Raw genomic sequence first — 15,394 nt, forward strand, 5'->3', positions numbered from 1 at the left:
CCGTGCGTGGTCCATCATGACGTGTCACGTCCACCGAATGTCAGGAGTCCCCGTGGCCCATACCCCCGACTCGGCCGCCCCCACGGCGACCGACACCCCGGCCGAGGCCGGGCTGCACCGTGGCCTGAGCAAGCGCCACATCATGTTCATCGCCCTGGGCACGGCCATCGGGACGGGCCTGTTCTATGGCTCCGCCGGGGGCATCCAGGCCGCCGGCCCGGGCGTGATCCTCTCCTTCGCCATCGCCGGCCTGGCCGTGTTCCTCGTGATGCGCGCCCTCGGCGAGATGACCCTGCGCGAACCGGTCTCCGGCTCCTTCGCCGCCTACGCCTCCCGCTACCTGGGCCCGTTCGCCGGGTACCTGACCGGCTGGACCTTCGTGTTCGAGCTGGCCGTGGTGATCGTGGCGGACACCTTCGCCATCACCAAGTACATGCAGATGTGGTTCCCGGGCGTACCCGCCTGGGTGTGGGTGGCGGCCACGATCATGGTGATCGGCCTGATCAACCTCATCCACGTCGGCAACTTCGGCGAGGCCGAGTTCTGGCTCTCCCTCATCAAGGTCCTCGCGATCGTCGCCATGATCTTCGGCGGCGTCATCCTGATGTTCATGGGCGCCGAGGCCGACGACGGCACCACCGCCGGCCTGCACAACCTCTGGGAGCACGGCGGGTTCCTGCCGATGGGCTTCTCCGGGGTCATCGTGGCCCTGACCATCGTGACGTTCTCCTTCGGCGGCATCGAGACCCTCGGTGTGGCCGCGGGCGAGGCCAAGGACCCGTCCCAGGCGATCCCGCGGGCCATCAACAGTGTGCCCCTGCGCATCCTGCTGTTCTACGTGGGCACCATGATCGTGATCATGTCGCTGATGTCCTGGCAGTCCGTGGACGGCAGTGCCAGCCCGTTCGTGCAGATCTTCGAGAAGCTCGGGGTGCCCTTCGCCGCGCACCTGCTGAACTTCGTGGTCCTCACCGCCGCGGTGTCCGCGATCAACGCGTGCATCTACGCCGCCGGCCGCCTGCTCTACGCCATGGCCAAGGACGGCCAGGCCCCGCACACGTTCACCCGGGTGCACCGCGGCGGCGTGCCGTGGCTGGCCGTGCTCGTGATGCTGGGGGTCATGGTGGTCGGCGCCGTGCTGATCACCACCAACGGTGAGCTGTTCAGCGTGGTGGCCGGTGTGGCCTCCTACGCGGTGGTCCTCACATGGTCGATGATCCTCATCTCCCACCTGGCGATGCGCCGCCGCATGCGTGCCGCGGGCGCGCCCGTCCCGGCGTTCTCCATGCCCGGCGGTGTGTTCGGCAACGCCTTCGGCCTGCTGTTCGTGGCGGTCGTGGCCGGCGGCATGCTCCTCACCCCGGGCTCCCGGCAGGCCCTGATGATCGGCGCGCTCTCCACGGTGCTGCTGACGATCGCCTGGTTCACCACCGGCGTGCGAAAGTCCGCGGCCGTGCACGACCGCACCGGCGTGCTGCCCACGGTCCCGTCCCACACCGAGGGCTGACCCCCTGCCGGTGCCCTGCGGGGCGACCCGCCGGCACACACGAAGGAGGCCCTCCCCGGGGAACCGGGGAGGGCCTCCTTCGTTGCCGTCCGGAACGCTCAGGCGCGCGGGGTGCGGCCGGCGTCGTGCGCGGGGGCAGGGGCGGGCGCGGCGGCGAACGCGGGCAGCCGCTCGGCGTCCGCGACGTCCGGATCGTCCGTGTCCAGGCCGAGCCGGTCCTTGATGGAGGCCAGCTGGGCCTGCCGGCGCACGGCCCTCACACGGGCCACCGAGTAGCCCAGCGAACGGTGCGTGGCCACACACATCACCAGCATGAGCACGGAGAACGGCAGACCGATGGTGATGGCCAGCGTCTGGATCGCCTGCAGACCGCCCGCGGCCAGCAGCGCGGCGGCCATGAAGGCGGTGGCGATGGCGAAGAAGATCTTCACCGTGGTCCTCGGGTTGACGTCCCCACCGGTGGCCAGCATGCCCATCACGAGCGCGCCGGAATCCGCGGAGGTCACGAAGAAGATCGCCGAGAGCAGGATCGCCCCGATCACGAGCATCGTGCCGGCCGGCAGCTGCTCCAGCACCTGGAACAGGGCGGAGTTCGAGTCGATCGACCCGTCCGCGCCCACCACGGAGGTGTAGCCCGCCGGGTTCACGGTCTCCAGGTAGATGGCGGTGCCGCCGAGGATGCCGAACCACACCACACACACGAGGGTCGGCACGAGCAGCACGCCCATCAGGAACTCACGCACGGTGCGTCCGCGGGAGATGCGGGCGATGAAGATGCCCACGAACGGCGTCCAGGACATCCACCAGCCCCAGTAGTAGGCGGTCCAGCCGGCCTGCCAGGCGTCGCCGTCGTCCCCGTAGAACGCCGAGACGTTCAGGGAGTTCGCGAAGAAGTACTGCAGGTAGTGGCCGAAGGACTGCACCATCTCCTTGAACAGGAACGCGGTGGGGCCCACGAACGCGAGGAACACCAGCAGGCCGGCGGCCAGGATCAGGTTGATGTTGGAGAGCCACTTCATGCCGCGCTCCACACCGGAGACCACGGTGTAGAGGACCACAAGGGTCACCATCGCGATCATCGCGTACTCGAGCCAGGCGGAGTCCTCCGGCACGACGCCCAGGGAGCGCAGGCCCGCACCCATCTGGGTGACGCCCAGGCCGAGGGAGGTGGCCACACCGAACACGGTGCCGATCAGGGCGATGTTGTCGATCAGGTGGCCCCAGCCACCGCGCGTGCGGCGCTCGCCGAGCAGCGGCTCGAACGCCCACCGCAGGGACAGCGGGCGGCCGCGGCGGTGGATCGCCAGGCCCACGGCCACACCCACGACGGCGTAGATCGCCCAGGGCTGCAGGCCCCAGTGCAGGAACGTGGTCGCCAGGGCGGATTCGGCCGCCTGCGCCTGGGTGGGGTTCGTGGCGGCCAGGTCCGGGCGGGGGCCCACGTAGTGCATCAGGGGCTCGGTCATACCGAAGAACACCAGGCCGATGCCCATGCCTGCGGCGAACAGCAACGAGAACCAGGAGACGGTGGTGAACTCGGGCTTCTCATCCGGCGCACCCAGGGTGATGTCGCCCTTGCGCGAGAAGATGAGGTAGCCGCAGAACACGACGAAGAAGAACGCGACCAGCGCGTACCACCAGGAGAAGCTGCTGATGATCGCGGCCTGCACGTCGCCGATGATGCTGTTCATCTGATCCGGGAACAGCAGGGTGGCGCCCACGAAGGAGAGCACGATCAGCGAGGAGGGCCAGAAGACCCAGGGCAGGAGCACGCGGGCCCGGGCGGCACCGCTGGCCGTGGCGGGGGCCACCTCGGAGCTCGCGGAGGCCTCGACGGCCGTGGCGCCCCGGCCGGGTGGAGAGTGCGGGGAATGGGGTGGAGTGGTGTCGGTCATCCCTCCACCGTAGACACCGACGTGCCGCGGCTGACGCTTCATCCTTGTGCCGGCCGCATGATCTCGGAGGTGGGCGTGAGCACTCTCACACGGGCCCGTGACTCGTGCCGCCACTCAGGAGGCGGGCGCCGTCGTCCCTGGTCAGAGGGGGTTCCGGGAACGAAGAAGGCCCCCGCTGCTGCGGGGGCCTTCTCACTCCGTGTGGCTCCGACCGGCGTCGATCCGGTGACCTTACGATTTTCAGTCGTACGCTCTACCAACTGAGCTACAGAGCCCGGCGACTCTCGTCACCTAGATCTCCATTGACACCGGAATCCTCCGGCGATCGGATGATCCGAGCGACCCTGACGGGACTTGAACCCGCGACCTCCGCCGTGACAGGGCGGCGCGCTAACCAACTGCGCTACAGGGCCATGTTCTGTTGTGCATTCCACAGGGGAAGTCCCCTGCGCAACGAGGTGAGACTCTATCAGAACCTCTGCGCACCGCGCAAACCAGCCCGGGCACGTACCCCCAACGGGATTCGAACCCGTGTCGCCGCCGTGAAAGGGCGGTGTCCTAGGCCACTAGACGATGGGGGCGCACCGTCCAGAACGCGCCGGACGTGCCTGGGAAGTCTATGGTGACGAGACTCCCCCGGCAACTCCCCCAGGAGACCCCCGTGACCGATTCCCCCGCACCGCAGCCCGATCCCGCCGGCGTCGGCACCCCCGAGGTGCCCGGCCCCGCTACCCCCGCCCCGGAGGCACAGGGCCCGGAGTGGATGAGCGAGGAGGAGTTCGACGCCGCCGTCGACGCCGCCCTGGCGCGCATCCCCGACGAGCTGGCCCGCCTGCTGACCAACGTGGTGGTGGTCGTGGAGGAGGAGTACGAGCCCCAGCGCTGGGAGGACCCGGACACCGAGCTGTTCGGCCTCTACGAGGGCATCCCCCTCACCGAGCGCGGGGACCTGCCCTGGCAGATGCCGGACCGGATCGTGGTGTTCCGGGGCCCGCTCACCCGCCACTGCCGCAGCCGGTCCGAGCTGGAACGGGAGATCACCGTGACCGTGATGCACGAGGTGGGGCACTTCTTCGGCATCGACGAGCAGCGGCTGCACGAGCTCGGCTGGGGCTGAGGCCTTCCCCGGGACGACGCGCGGGGCGCGCCGACACCCGGCACGCCCCGCCCTGTTCAGGGGGTCCGCTCAGGCCATGCTGACGCCGCGCGGGGGCTCCTGCTCCGCGACCGGACCGAAGTCCCGGCGGCGGGCCAGGCGCTCGTCCTCGCGGTAGGGGACCACGAGCAGCGGCCCGTGCAGGTGCTCGGCCACGCTGCGGCTGGTGGAGCCCATCAGGGCCCCGGCGACGCCGCCCATGCCACGGGTGCCGATGACCGCCAGACGCGCGGCGCGGGTCTCGGAGGCCATCACCTCCACGGGGGAGCCGTTGAGCACCTCGGTGCTCACCTCCAGGCCGGGGACGACGTCCTGCAGCCAGCGGGCGCCGGCGTCGAGACGGGCGGCGATCTCCTGGGCGCGGGCCTCCTCATCCACGGTCAGCCCGAGCCACACGGCGTTGGCCCCGAGCGGGGGCAGCGCGGTGATCATGCGCAGGGGAGCCCCGCGCAGGTGGGCCTCCTCCGCCGCGGCGAGGGCGGCGGCACGGGCCTGCTCCGAACCGTCCACACCGACCACCACGGGGCCGCCGCGGTGGGCGCGGGTGGTCTCCCCGCCGGAGGGGACGATCGCCACGGGGCAGCGTGCGTGGCCGGGCAGGGCGGAGGCGACGGAGCCGAGCAGACGGCCGATGAAGCCTTCACGGCTGCGGGCACCCACCACCAGCAGGGTGGCGTGGGCGGAGAGGTCCAGCAGGACGCGGACGGGGTCGCCGGTCTCCACGCGCAGGGCGGGCTTCACACCGTCCTGGTCGAGGCGGCCGGCGACCTCCTCGAGGAGGGCCTGGAGGCCGCCGGAGATCCGCTCGTCGTCCAGCACCGGGCTCACACCCTCCATGCCGTACCCCCAGACAGCGGGGGCGGTGTAGGCCGTGACGAGCGTGAGGGGCTCCTGGCGGCACCCGGCCTCACGCTGGGCCCAGACCGCCGCGGCGACCGACTGCTCCGAGCCGTCCACGCCGACGACGACACCCAACGGGGCCTCCTCGACCTGACCGGCCTCGATGGTGTGATGGTGGGACATGGCGACCTCCTGTGTCGACCGGGCCGACCTCAGCGGTGAGGCCGGCTGATGCCCTCAGCCTAGTCCTCACGCCCTGCACAGCACATGGTCAGGGCGCCTCGGAGACGACACATTCGGGCCTGCCGCAGGTCAGGGCGCGGGGGCGGCGCCGGCGACGAACCGGCCGACGTCGTCCACCAGACGGGCCGGGAGGGCGTCGGCGAGCAGGTCCCGGGCCAGGCCGGCGCGCCCGCCCAGGGCCTCGGCCGCGAGCGGGAGGGTGGAGGCGGCGGCGATCACGTTGCCGCGGCGGCGGCCCTTGAGCATGGCCGGGTCCGCCATGACCTCCACATGGGGGAAGGTGGCGGTCAGGGCGGCGACCTCCCGGCGCACCGAGGTGAGGTCCGGCCCGCCGCCGATGTTCAGCAGGTACACCCCGCCGGGCACGAGCACCCGCGCGGCGTGGGCCGCGGCCGTCAGCCCGGTCAGGTGCGCCGGCGTGACATGCACCCCCTCCCCCCTGCGCTCCCGTTCGGGAAACGGGAGGTCCCCAGAGCGCTCCGGTGTGGGAAACGGGAGGTCCTCAGGGGCGAACACGTCCCGCACGATCACCTCCCGGGTCTCCGGGCGCAGCCCGGCCAGCACCTCCCCGGCCTCGCCCACCCGGATCTTCAGCTGCGGGGCCCGCGGCAGGGCGAAGCGCTCCCGTGCCAGGGCGGCCAGGCCGGCGTCGAGCTCCACCGCGAGCTGATGCGCCTGCGGCCACACATGCGTGACCCACCGGGCGAAGGTGCACCCGGCCCCGCCCAGGTGCAACACCCGCAGTCGGTCCACATCCGGGGCGAACCGGTGCCGCAGCACGGCCGCGGACCAGCGCATGTATTCGAAGCCGAGCGTCTCCGGCCGGTCCGGGTTCAGCTGTGAGGACTCCACCCCGTTGACCTTGAGCAGGAAGACGCCGTCGGTCCACGGGTCCGGGAGGATCTCGGCGGCGCCGGAGGAGATGGGGAACGTTCCCGGGGTGATCATGCCGACGATTCTGCCCCGCCGGGCCGGGCACCCCCGCGGACCATGCGCTGCTCCCGGGCCGACCCCCAGGGGCCGCCGAGCGCCACCGGCTCCCCCTCCGCACGGAATCCGTGCCGCTCGTAGAACCGCACGGCCCGGTCGTTGCCCACGAGCACGTCCAGGCGGGCGGGCGCGTCCGCGAGCGCGGCCTCGAGCAGCCGGTGCCCCAGCCCTGTGCCCTGCCGGCGCGCCAGCACGTACAGGGCCACCAGCTCACGCCCGTCGGGGCCGAGGGCCTCGTCCTCCGCGGGACCGGCGGTGGCCATCCCGACGACGGTGCCCCCGGCCTCCTCGGCCAGCCACACCTCAGTGCCGGGCTGGTCCAGCAGGTCCGTCCAGGCCTCCACCGCCAGCGGCAGCACCTCGTCCTTGCCCGCCAGGTACCGCTCGGACAGGAGGTGGCCGTAGGTCTCCCGCCAGGCGAGGTTCTTCATGGCCAGCACGGCCGGCAGGTCGGCGGCCGTGGCGCGCCGCAGCACGGGCGGCTCAGAGGCTTCACGAGATCTGCTGCGGAAACGACCCTTCTCGCACCTGCAGAGGGCCTCAGAGGGGTCGTTTCCGCAGCGGATCGGGGCCGGCTCCGCCCCAGCCGTCACGGGCGCTCCGCGAGCGCGGCCGCCACGGCCTCGTGCACCGAGGCGGGGTCGCCGTCACGGGAGGGGGCGTGGCCGACGTCGGCGGGGGCGCCGGAGGGGGAGACGGAGAAGGCGACGATCATGGGATCAGTCTGCCTCCGCCTGCTCCCGCACGCGAGGGTCAGCGGCGCCGCGGCCGCGGGTGCCGGGCTCGTGGGTGCCGGCCTCGTGGGAGCCGCCCCCGTCCTGGTATTCACCGGTGGTGTAGTCGTACTCGACGGGCTCGCCGTGCTCGTCGGTGCGCCGGTACCAGTCGGTGACCTCGGGGGCGTGCGAGTCGAAGTCGCCGCCGGCGGCGTAGGGGCTGTCGGCGGGCACCTGCTGCACGGCCAGGGTGAAGTCGTCGCCGTGGTCGGCGATGCCGCGGCGCACGGCTTTCTCCAGGGCGGCCCGCTCGTAGCGTCCGCGGATGGCGGCGGGGTCGTTGCGCAGCTCCCGGTACAGGGCCACGGCCATCAGCACGAGCACCACCGCGAAGGGCAGGGCGGTGATGGTGATGAGGTTCTGCAGGCCGGTCAGGGCGGTGTCCCCGCCGGTCAGGAGCATGACGACGGCGATCCCCGCCATGCACAGCGCCCAGAACGCGGTGATCCAGCGCTTCGGTGCGGGTGCCCCGCGCTGGGACAGCTGCGAGTTCACGAGGGAGGCGGAGTCCGCGGTGGTGATGAAGAAGACCGCGAGCATCACGAGCACCACGGGGGCCACCACGGAGGCGCCGGGCAGCTGGTCCAGCACCACCCAGAAGATCTCCGCGGGGGCGGGCAGGGAGGCGGCGGTGCCGTCCGGGGCGATCGCGCCGGTCTCGCGCTGCAGCCAGATGGTGGTGCCGCCGATGATCGTGAACGCGGCGATGATCACCGCGGAGGGGATGAACAGGGCACCGAGCACGAACTGCCGGATGGTGCGCCCGCGCGAGATCTTCGCGACGAACACGCCCACGAACGGTGCCCAGCTGACCCACCAGGCCCAGTAGAACGTGGTCCAGGAGGAGAGGAACGCCTGGGTCTCGGGGCCGTCGGCCATGCTCGCGGCGAGCGCGTCCGGGGCGGTGGCGGCGTACTTCACGACGACGGCGGGCAGCACGTTCAGCAGGAACGCGGTGGGGCCCACGACGAAGAAGAACAGCGCGAGCCCGAGGGCCAGCACCATGTTGATGTTGGACAGCCAGCGGATGCCCTTGGCGACGCCGGAGACGGCCGAGGCGATGGTGCCGAGGGTGAGCACGGCGATGATGCCCATGGCGGCGGCGTTGCCTGCAAAGGACCAGCCGGTGACGATCTCTGCGCCGCGGCCGATCTGCAGCGCGCCGATGCCGAGGGAGGCGGCGGTGCCGAACAGGGTGGCGATGATCGCGAGGGAGTCGATCACCCGGGCGCCGAGGGAGCTGGAGTCCTCCTTCCTGCCGAACAGCGGCATGAGGATGGAGCTCATCAGGGGCACGCGCCCGCGCCGGTAGGACACGTACGCCACGGCCAACCCGACGATGGCGTAGATGGCCCACGCGTTGATCCCCCAGTGCAGCGCGGCCTGGGCCATGGCCCCGGTGACGGCCTCGGCGCTGCCGGCCTCGTAGGCGCCGGGGCGCGGGGACAGGTAGTAGCTCAGCGGCTCGTAGGGGCCGAAGAAGATGATGCCGATGCCGATGCCCGCGGCGAACAGCATGGCCGCCCAGGAGGGGGTGGAGTACTCGGGCTTCTCCCCGTCCAGGCCGAGGGTGATGCGCCCGTAGCGGGAGAAGGCCAGGGCGAGCAGGAACAGCACCATGCCGATGGCCAGGGTGGTGAACACCCATCCGAGGTTGAGCATCACCCAGTTCAGGGCGGCGGTGGAGACCTCCTGGACGGTCTGGGGGCGCAGCACGCCCCACGTCACGAAGCCGATCACCAGCACCCCGACGACGGCGACGATCGCCTTGTCCACGCCGTACCGGACCCGCTGGTCCTCGATGGACACGCCGGGCACGAGGGCCGGGTGGATGTCGTGGGGGTAGGTGATCTCCCGGATGAACCTCGAGCGCATCAGGCACCGCCGAACAGCGGCTGCAGGGCCTTGTACAGCTCGTTGGCGCCGAGGAGCAGGAAGATCGCGGTGGTGACGCCGAGCAGGATGTTGTTCACCCAGCCGTTGCGGAACCGGGAGGGGACCTTCTTCGAGTTGTTGAGGAACAGCAGGGTCACTGCCAGGAACGGCATGAACAGGGCGCCGAGCGTGCCGTAGAGCAGGATCAGGAAGATCGGGCGGTCCAGGAACAGCAGGGCCATCGGGGGCAGGGTGATCCACACCAGGAAGAAGCGGGCCGGGGTGGAGGACAGGGACGGGGCGTCGTCCTGGTCCAGCTGGTCGGCGGGCTTACGGAAGTTCGCCCAGAAGTCAGCGAACATCAGGGACACACCGTGCCACACGCCCAGCAGGGAGGAGAAGGACGCGGCGAAGAAGCCGATCAGGAACACGGTGGCCCAGGTCTGGCCGTAGCGGTCGGCGAGGACGTCGCCCACGTCCACGAGGCCCCTGTCCCCCGAGGAGATCGCGATGTTCGCCGAGTGCAGCAGCTCGACGCCCATGATCATGGTGGCGATGACGAAGATGCCGGTGAGGATGTAGCTGGTGGCGTTGTCGAAGCGCATGATCCGCATGTACTTCGGGACGTTCCATCCCTTCTCGCGCAGCCAGTAGCCGTAGGCGGCCAGGGTGATGGTGCCGCCCACGCCGCCGGCCAGGCCGAGCACGTAGAACATGACGTTGGGGTCGCCGGAGGGGATGCGGGGGATCAGGCCCTCGAGGATCGCGCCCACGTTCGGGACGGTCAGTGCCGCGGAGAGCAGCACGGTCACGAACATGACGCCGATGAGGATCGTCATGAGGGTCTCGATGAGGCGGTACTTGTTCAGCCACACCAGGCCCAGGCCGACCAGGCCGGCGGCGATCGCGAAGACCTTCGCGTCCACCGCGGGGAACAGTGCAGCCAGCGGCAGCGCGGTGGAGGACATGGCGGTCGCGCCGTATACGAAGCCCCAGATCAGGATGTAGGGGCCGAAGTACCAGGTGGTCCAGGCCCCGAGGGACCGCCAGCCCTGGAAGATGGTCTTGCCGGTGGACAGGTAGTACCGGCCGGTGCCCTCGACGAGCACGATCTTCAGGATCACGCCGAGCACCACCGCCCACATGAGCATGTAGCCGTAGCGGGATCCGGCGGTCAGCGTGGCGACCAGGTCTGCGGCGCCCACGCCGGTGGCGGCGGCGACGATGCCCGGGCCCAGTGACGTGAGCTTCGGCCTGATGGGCTTCTCGTTGAGCTCAGCCTCGGTGAACCCGACGATGGTCGGATTGTGCACCGGGCGGGCCGAGTCGACGTGGCTGTGCGAGGCCATCACGGCCCCCCTCTCTGTGTGGTCCCGGTGCCCCACCTGGGGCGATCCGGGACGTGCGGTGTCGAAGAGAAGGGTATTCGCCGTCGCCTGTGGAGTCGCCGTGTGTCATGCACGACGACGGTGCGCCCCCTCGGCAGGCCCGGGCAGGCTCCCGGAGCGGGCGGATGTGAGGCGGATCCCCTTCGCAGAGGTACTTTCGTGTCCCGCGCACCGCCGCGCCTCTGTAGGCTGGCCTGCAGGCCCACCGCAGTGCGCCGTGTGGCCTGCCCGAATCGTCGTCCGCGAAAGGCCGTCATGCCCCAGGGAATCTTCGTCACCACGACCACACCGGGGGCTGGCAAGTCCCTCATCACCCTCGGTGTGGCGGACTCGCTGTACAAGCGCTCCGGGTCGGTGGGCTACTTCCGTCCCGTCGTCCCCGGGGACGATGTGGAGACCGACCCGATGGTCCTGCTCATGCGTGAGCAGTTCGGCCTCACCGCCGAGCAGGCGCGCGGCGGCATCACCGCCGCCGAGGCCCGTTCCCTGATGGCCGAGGGCCGCGGGGACGAGGTCCAGGAGCGCTGCGTCGAGGCCTTCGACAAGATGGCCGCCGCGGCCGGCGTCGTGGTGGTGGAGGGCACCGACCTCGTCGGCTCCGACCCGTCCGCCGACCTCGAGCTCAACGCCCAGCTCGCCATGAACCTCAACACCCCGGTGATCGCCGTGGTCTCCGCCGCCGGCCAGACGCCGGCGCAGGCCGCCGACGCCGTGGACCTCAGCCGCCACGCGGTGGCCGAGGCCGGCGCCGACCTGCTGGCCGTGATCGTCAACCGTGCCGAGGCCGACCTCGCCGACGAGATCTCCGCGGCCATCCGCCCGGGCGCCAGCAAGCTGCCCGTGTACGTGCTGCCGGAGCTGCCCGAGCTCGCCCACCCCTCCGTGGCGGAGGTCGCCGAGGCCCTCGGCCTGGAGCAGGTCGCCGGCCGCGAGACCCTCGACCGCGACGTCACCGAGGTCAAGGCCGTCTCCATGGAGGGCGGCAACTTCCTCGAGGTGCTCACCGAGGGCGCCCTCGTGATCGTCTCCGGCGACCGCTCGGACGCCATCATGGCCTCCCTGGCCTCCTCTCTGACGCCGGAGTTCCCCACCCCCTCCGGCATGATCCTCACCAACGGCGTCCTGCCGAACGCCCAGGTGCAGCGCCTCTACCTGGACGCCGCCTTCCCGGTGCTCGTCACCCACGACGACACCTTCCACACCGCCGCGAAGGTCTCCCGCGTCCGCTCCGAGCTCTCCAGCGCCCAGCCGCGCAAGACCGCCGCCGCCCTCGGCGCCTGGCACCAGCGGGTCGACGGCGACGAGCTCCTGGCCCGCATCGACCTGCCCCGCACCAACGTGGTCACCCCGCTGCGGTTCCTGCACGAGCTGATCGAGCGCGCCCGCGCCGACCGCCAGACCATCGTGCTGCCCGAGGGCGAGGACGCCCGCGTGCTGCGTGCCGCGGAGATCCTGCAGCGCCGCGACGTCTGCGACCTGGTGGTCCTGGGCGCCGAGGCCGAGGTGCGCGAGCTGGCCTCCCGCGAGGGCGTGGACCTCACGGGCATCACCGTGCTGGACCCGGCCCAGTCCCCCGAGCGCGAGCGCTACGCCGAGGAGTACCAGAAGCTGCGCGCCCACAAGGGCGTGGACATCGAGCGCGCCCGCGAGGTCATGCTCGAGGGCGCCTACTACGGCACCATGATGGTGCACCTCGGCGACGCCGACGGCATGGTCTCGGGCGCGGCCCACACCACGGCCAACACCATCCGCCCGGCCCTGGAGTTCGTGAAGACCCGCCCGGGCGTGTCGATCGTGTCCTCCGTGTTCCTGATGCTCCTGCCGGACCGCACCCTGGTGTACGGCGACTGCGCCGTGAACCCGAACCCGAACTCGGAGCAGCTGGCGGACATCGCCGCGGCCTCCGCGGAGACCGCCGCCCAGTTCGGCGTGGACCCGCGCGTGGCGATGCTCTCCTACTCCACCGGCACCTCCGGCTCCGGCGACGCCGTGGACAAGGTCCGTGCCGCCACCGAGCTGGTCAAGCAGAACCACCCGGAGCTCAAGGTCGAGGGCCCGCTGCAGTACGACGCCGCCGTCAACGCGTCCATCGCGGCCTCCAAGATGCCGGGCTCCGAGGTGGCCGGGCAGGCGACCGTGTTCGTCTTCCCCGACCTCAACACCGGCAACAACACGTACAAGGCGGTCCAGCAGTCTTCGGGCGCTGTCGCCGTCGGGCCGGTCCTCCAGGGCCTCAACAAGCCCGTCAACGACCTCTCTCGCGGCACCACCGTGGAGGACATCGTCAACACCGTCGCCATCACCGCCATCCAGGCGCAGGCCCAGGGCTGAAGGAGCCGAACATGACCCACAACACCCAGACCCCCGCCGAGGGCACCCGCGTGTCCGCCAAGGACCTCACCGACGACGGCCTGCTCGTGCTCGTCGTGAACTCGGGCTCCTCCTCCCTGAAGTACCAGGTGCGTGAGCTCACCCTCGACGGCGAGGACGCCGAGAGCCCCGTGGTGACCAAGGGCGTCGTCGAGCGCATCGGCGTGCCCGGCTCGGACACCCCGGACCACGCCGCCGCCCTGGCCAAGGTCGAGGCCGAGATCACCCAGGTCATCGGCGACCGCCGCCTGGCCGCCGCCGGCCACCGTGTGGTGCACGGTGGCGAGTTCTTCAAGGCCCCCGCCTTCGTGACCGAGAAGGTCATCGAGGAGATCGACCGTCTCTCCCCGCTGGCCCCGCTGCACAACCCCGCCGCCGTGCAGGGTCTGCGCGCCGTGGCCGAGCGCTGGCCGGAGCTGCCGCAGGTGGTCGTCTTCGACACCTCCTTCCACCAGACCATGCCGCGTGAGGCATGGCAGTACGCCCTGCCGCGTGAGCTCTACAAGGAGCACGGCATCCGCCGCTACGGCGCCCACGGCACCAGCCACGACCTCGTGGCCGGCATGGCCGCCGAGCACCTGGAGATCCCGCGCGACGAGTTCGACGGCATCATCCTGCACATCGGCAACGGTGCCTCCGCCACCGCCGTCAAGGGCGGCAAGTCCGTGGACACCTCCATGGGCTACACCCCGCTGGCCGGCCTGGTCATGGGCACCCGCTCCGGCGACGTCGACCCGTCCGTCATCACCCAGCTGGCCATCACCCAGGGCTACACCGGTGAGCAGCTGGACACCCTGCTGAACAAGCAGTCCGGCCTGCTGGGCCTGACCGGCCACGCCGACATGCGCGAGGTGGAGCAGGCCGCCGAGAACGGCGACGAGGACGCCCAGAACGCCCTGAACATCGCCGCCTACCGTGTGGCGAAGTACGTGGGCTCCTACCACGTGGCCGTGGGCGGCGCGAAGGCGATCGTCTTCACCGCCGGCATCGGCGAGAACTCCCCGCTGTTCCGCTCGATGGTGCTGGACCGCATCGCCGACGCCCTCGGCGTGGCCTACGACCCCGAGCTCAACAAGATCCGCAGCGGCGAGCCGCGCGTGATCTCCACCCCGGAGTCCAAGATCCCCGTGCTCGTGGCCCCCACGGACGAGGAGATGGCGATCGCCCACCTCACCCACCACATGGTGGAGGAGGAGGGCGCCTGGGTGAAGGCCGAGGCCTGATCCTCCCTCCCCCCGGGCACTGACCCGGGCCCCGGCCCGGCCGGGACACGACGCCGCGGCGACTGAGACTCCTCAGTCGCCGCGGCGTCGCCGTGTCTGCAGGCTGCGGCGGGCCGTGAGCCGCAGCCTGCGGATCTCAGTGAGCCACAGCGGGCCTCAGCGGGCCGCCACCGGCTGCACCCCCGGCGTCGTGGCGATCTCGGCCACCCAGCGCAGCACGTCCGCGGGGCGGTTGGTGGTGATCTCCTGGACACCCTGGGCCAGGAGGAAGGCGACGTCCTCCCGTTCGTCCACGGTCCACACCCGCAGCCGCCGCCCGGAGGCCAACCAGGCCTTCACATCCGCCCGATGGGAGCGCACGTACGCCAGGGACGGCCCGGCCAAGCCCGCACGGCCCCGCCACACCATGGCCTCGGCGTCCGCGAGGGTGCGGCGCACCGCGGCCCGCACGGCCGCCCGGCCCACCGGCCCGCGGGCGAGCCGGGACGGCGGCTGCTCCGGCATGAGGTCCACGAGCGGGCAGAGCGCGTCCGGGCCGGTCAGCGGGGCCAGATGCTCGAGCGCGCCGGGGTCGAAGCTCATAAGGGAGACCTCCACCTCGCCCACATGGCCTGAATCCGGGTCCCAGCCGGCGGCCACGAGCTCGCGCACCACGCGCTCCTCGAGCTCACGCCCGAACGGGGAGGGATGCTTGAGTTCGATCGCCAGACGCATCCTGCGCCCCGCCCCGGCCACGATCCCCAGCGCCTCGTGCAGGGTGAGCACCTGCTCCTCGGGGCGGCCGTAGGCCGCGGGCAGCCCGGGCCCGCCCGCGGCCAGCCCGCGGTGCCAGGAGAGCACGTCGAGGCGGCGCAGGGCGGCCAGGGTGTGGTCCGCGAGCGCGCCGCGGCCGTCGGAGGCGCGGTCCACGGTGGGGTCGTGCCAGAGCACAACCTCTCTGTCCTTGGTGAGCTGGACGTCGCACTCGATGCCGTCGGCGCCCACGGCGATCGCGTGGAGGAGGGCGGCACGGGTGTGTTCGGCGAAGGCGGCGGACGCGCCGCGGTGGGCGATCACGAGGGGGAGCACGCCGCCAGGCTAGAGAGGCGACGTTGCCCGGCCGCCACGGGCGGCCCACGGGCAGGTGAACCG

The 15,394-nt window shown here is 71.5% G+C and carries 12 protein-coding genes and 3 tRNA genes; 4 read left to right on the plus strand and 11 right to left on the minus strand.

From position 1 onward, the window contains the following. Positions 1-37 precede the first annotated feature (37 nt). Entirely contained in the window at positions 38-1,507 is a 1,470-nt protein-coding gene (locus SPI96_RS09070; protein WP_414601935.1) for an amino acid permease, read from the plus strand. Between the two features lie 98 nt (positions 1,508-1,605). Here the strand turns inward: SPI96_RS09070 and SPI96_RS09075 are convergent, their stop codons facing one another. The 4 genes from SPI96_RS09075 to SPI96_RS09090 form a co-directional block, all read right to left on the minus strand. Further along, complete coding sequence (locus tag SPI96_RS09075; protein WP_321082045.1) at positions 1,606-3,402, minus strand: BCCT family transporter; 1,797 nt, start codon at positions 3,400-3,402, stop codon at positions 1,606-1,608. A gap of 202 nt (positions 3,403-3,604) precedes the next feature. Further along, positions 3,605-3,677 (minus strand) — tRNA-Phe (locus SPI96_RS09080). A 64-nt stretch (positions 3,678-3,741) separates the two neighbouring features. Next, positions 3,742-3,815 (minus strand) — tRNA-Asp (locus tag SPI96_RS09085). Between the two features lie 95 nt (positions 3,816-3,910). Continuing rightward, a tRNA-Glu gene (locus SPI96_RS09090) sits at positions 3,911-3,983 on the minus strand. Between the two features lie 182 nt (positions 3,984-4,165). On the opposite strand from SPI96_RS09090, the gene SPI96_RS09095 reads away from it, so the two are divergent. Further along, the gene (locus SPI96_RS09095; protein ID WP_414601937.1) at positions 4,166-4,519 is read left to right on the plus strand and encodes a metallopeptidase family protein; all 354 of its coding nucleotides are present in this window, start codon (positions 4,166-4,168) and stop codon (positions 4,517-4,519) included. 69 nt (positions 4,520-4,588) lie between these two features. On the opposite strand, the gene SPI96_RS09100 is transcribed toward SPI96_RS09095, so the two are convergent. From SPI96_RS09100 to SPI96_RS09125, 6 genes are all read right to left on the minus strand, one after another. Continuing rightward, positions 4,589-5,581, minus strand: a complete 993-nt coding sequence (locus SPI96_RS09100) for a universal stress protein (protein ID WP_321082047.1) — start codon at positions 5,579-5,581, stop codon at positions 4,589-4,591. A 129-nt stretch (positions 5,582-5,710) separates the two neighbouring features. Then, a complete protein-coding gene (locus tag SPI96_RS09105) occupies positions 5,711-6,589 on the minus strand; it encodes a spermidine synthase (protein ID WP_321082048.1) in 879 nt (292 codons plus the stop codon). Further along, positions 6,586-7,107, minus strand: a complete 522-nt coding sequence (locus tag SPI96_RS09110; protein ID WP_321082049.1) for a GNAT family N-acetyltransferase — start codon at positions 7,105-7,107, stop codon at positions 6,586-6,588. Before SPI96_RS09110 ends, SPI96_RS09105 begins: the two co-directional genes overlap by 4 nt. A gap of 113 nt (positions 7,108-7,220) precedes the next feature. Next, positions 7,221-7,346 (minus strand): hypothetical protein, encoded by a 126-nt coding sequence (locus SPI96_RS09115; protein WP_321082050.1) that lies wholly within the window; start codon positions 7,344-7,346, stop codon positions 7,221-7,223. Positions 7,347-7,350: 4 nt separating this feature from the next. After that, positions 7,351-9,282, minus strand: a complete 1,932-nt coding sequence (locus tag SPI96_RS09120; RefSeq protein ID WP_321082051.1) for a BCCT family transporter — start codon at positions 9,280-9,282, stop codon at positions 7,351-7,353. Continuing rightward, the gene (locus SPI96_RS09125) at positions 9,282-10,631 is read right to left on the minus strand and encodes an Nramp family divalent metal transporter (RefSeq protein ID WP_321082052.1); all 1,350 of its coding nucleotides are present in this window, start codon (positions 10,629-10,631) and stop codon (positions 9,282-9,284) included. The genes SPI96_RS09120 and SPI96_RS09125 overlap by 1 nt, the downstream gene beginning before the upstream one ends. Positions 10,632-10,925: 294 nt before the next feature. Between SPI96_RS09125 and pta the strand changes: the two genes are divergently transcribed. Both pta and SPI96_RS09135 read left to right on the plus strand, forming a co-directional pair. Next, entirely contained in the window at positions 10,926-13,001 is a 2,076-nt protein-coding gene (pta, locus tag SPI96_RS09130) for a phosphate acetyltransferase (RefSeq protein WP_321082053.1), read from the plus strand. An 80-nt stretch (positions 13,002-13,081) separates the two neighbouring features. Then, positions 13,082-14,263, plus strand: coding sequence for an acetate kinase (locus tag SPI96_RS09135; RefSeq protein ID WP_321082082.1), 1,182 nt, complete (start codon positions 13,082-13,084; stop codon positions 14,261-14,263). A 156-nt stretch (positions 14,264-14,419) separates the two neighbouring features. Here the strand turns inward: SPI96_RS09135 and SPI96_RS09140 are convergent, their stop codons facing one another. Next, on the minus strand, positions 14,420-15,331 hold the full coding sequence (locus SPI96_RS09140; RefSeq protein ID WP_321082054.1) for a glycerophosphodiester phosphodiesterase family protein: 912 nt from the start codon (positions 15,329-15,331) through the stop codon (positions 14,420-14,422). Positions 15,332-15,394 lie beyond the last annotated feature (63 nt).

Origin of the sequence: Micrococcus sp. (assembly GCF_034179925.1) — a bacterium.
Taxonomy (GTDB): Bacteria; Actinomycetota; Actinomycetes; order Actinomycetales; family Micrococcaceae; genus Micrococcus.

Excerpts from the sequence above, each read along its gene's own strand:
- SPI96_RS09070 (WP_414601935.1), top strand. The coding sequence starts at position 38 with ATGTCAGGAGTCCCCGTGGCCCATACCCCCGACTCGGCCGCCCCCACG.
- SPI96_RS09075 (WP_321082045.1), bottom strand. The coding sequence starts at position 3,402 with ATGACCGACACCACTCCACCCCATTCCCCGCACTCTCCACCCGGCCGG.
- SPI96_RS09095 (WP_414601937.1), top strand. The coding sequence starts at position 4,166 with ATGAGCGAGGAGGAGTTCGACGCCGCCGTCGACGCCGCCCTGGCGCGC.
- SPI96_RS09100 (WP_321082047.1), bottom strand. The coding sequence starts at position 5,581 with ATGTCCCACCATCACACCATCGAGGCCGGTCAGGTCGAGGAGGCCCCG.
- SPI96_RS09105 (WP_321082048.1), bottom strand. The coding sequence starts at position 6,589 with ATGATCACCCCGGGAACGTTCCCCATCTCCTCCGGCGCCGCCGAGATC.
- SPI96_RS09115 (WP_321082050.1), bottom strand. The coding sequence starts at position 7,346 with ATGATCGTCGCCTTCTCCGTCTCCCCCTCCGGCGCCCCCGCCGACGTC.
- SPI96_RS09120 (WP_321082051.1), bottom strand. The coding sequence starts at position 9,282 with ATGCGCTCGAGGTTCATCCGGGAGATCACCTACCCCCACGACATCCAC.
- SPI96_RS09125 (WP_321082052.1), bottom strand. The coding sequence starts at position 10,631 with ATGGCCTCGCACAGCCACGTCGACTCGGCCCGCCCGGTGCACAATCCG.
- pta (WP_321082053.1), top strand. The coding sequence starts at position 10,926 with ATGCCCCAGGGAATCTTCGTCACCACGACCACACCGGGGGCTGGCAAG.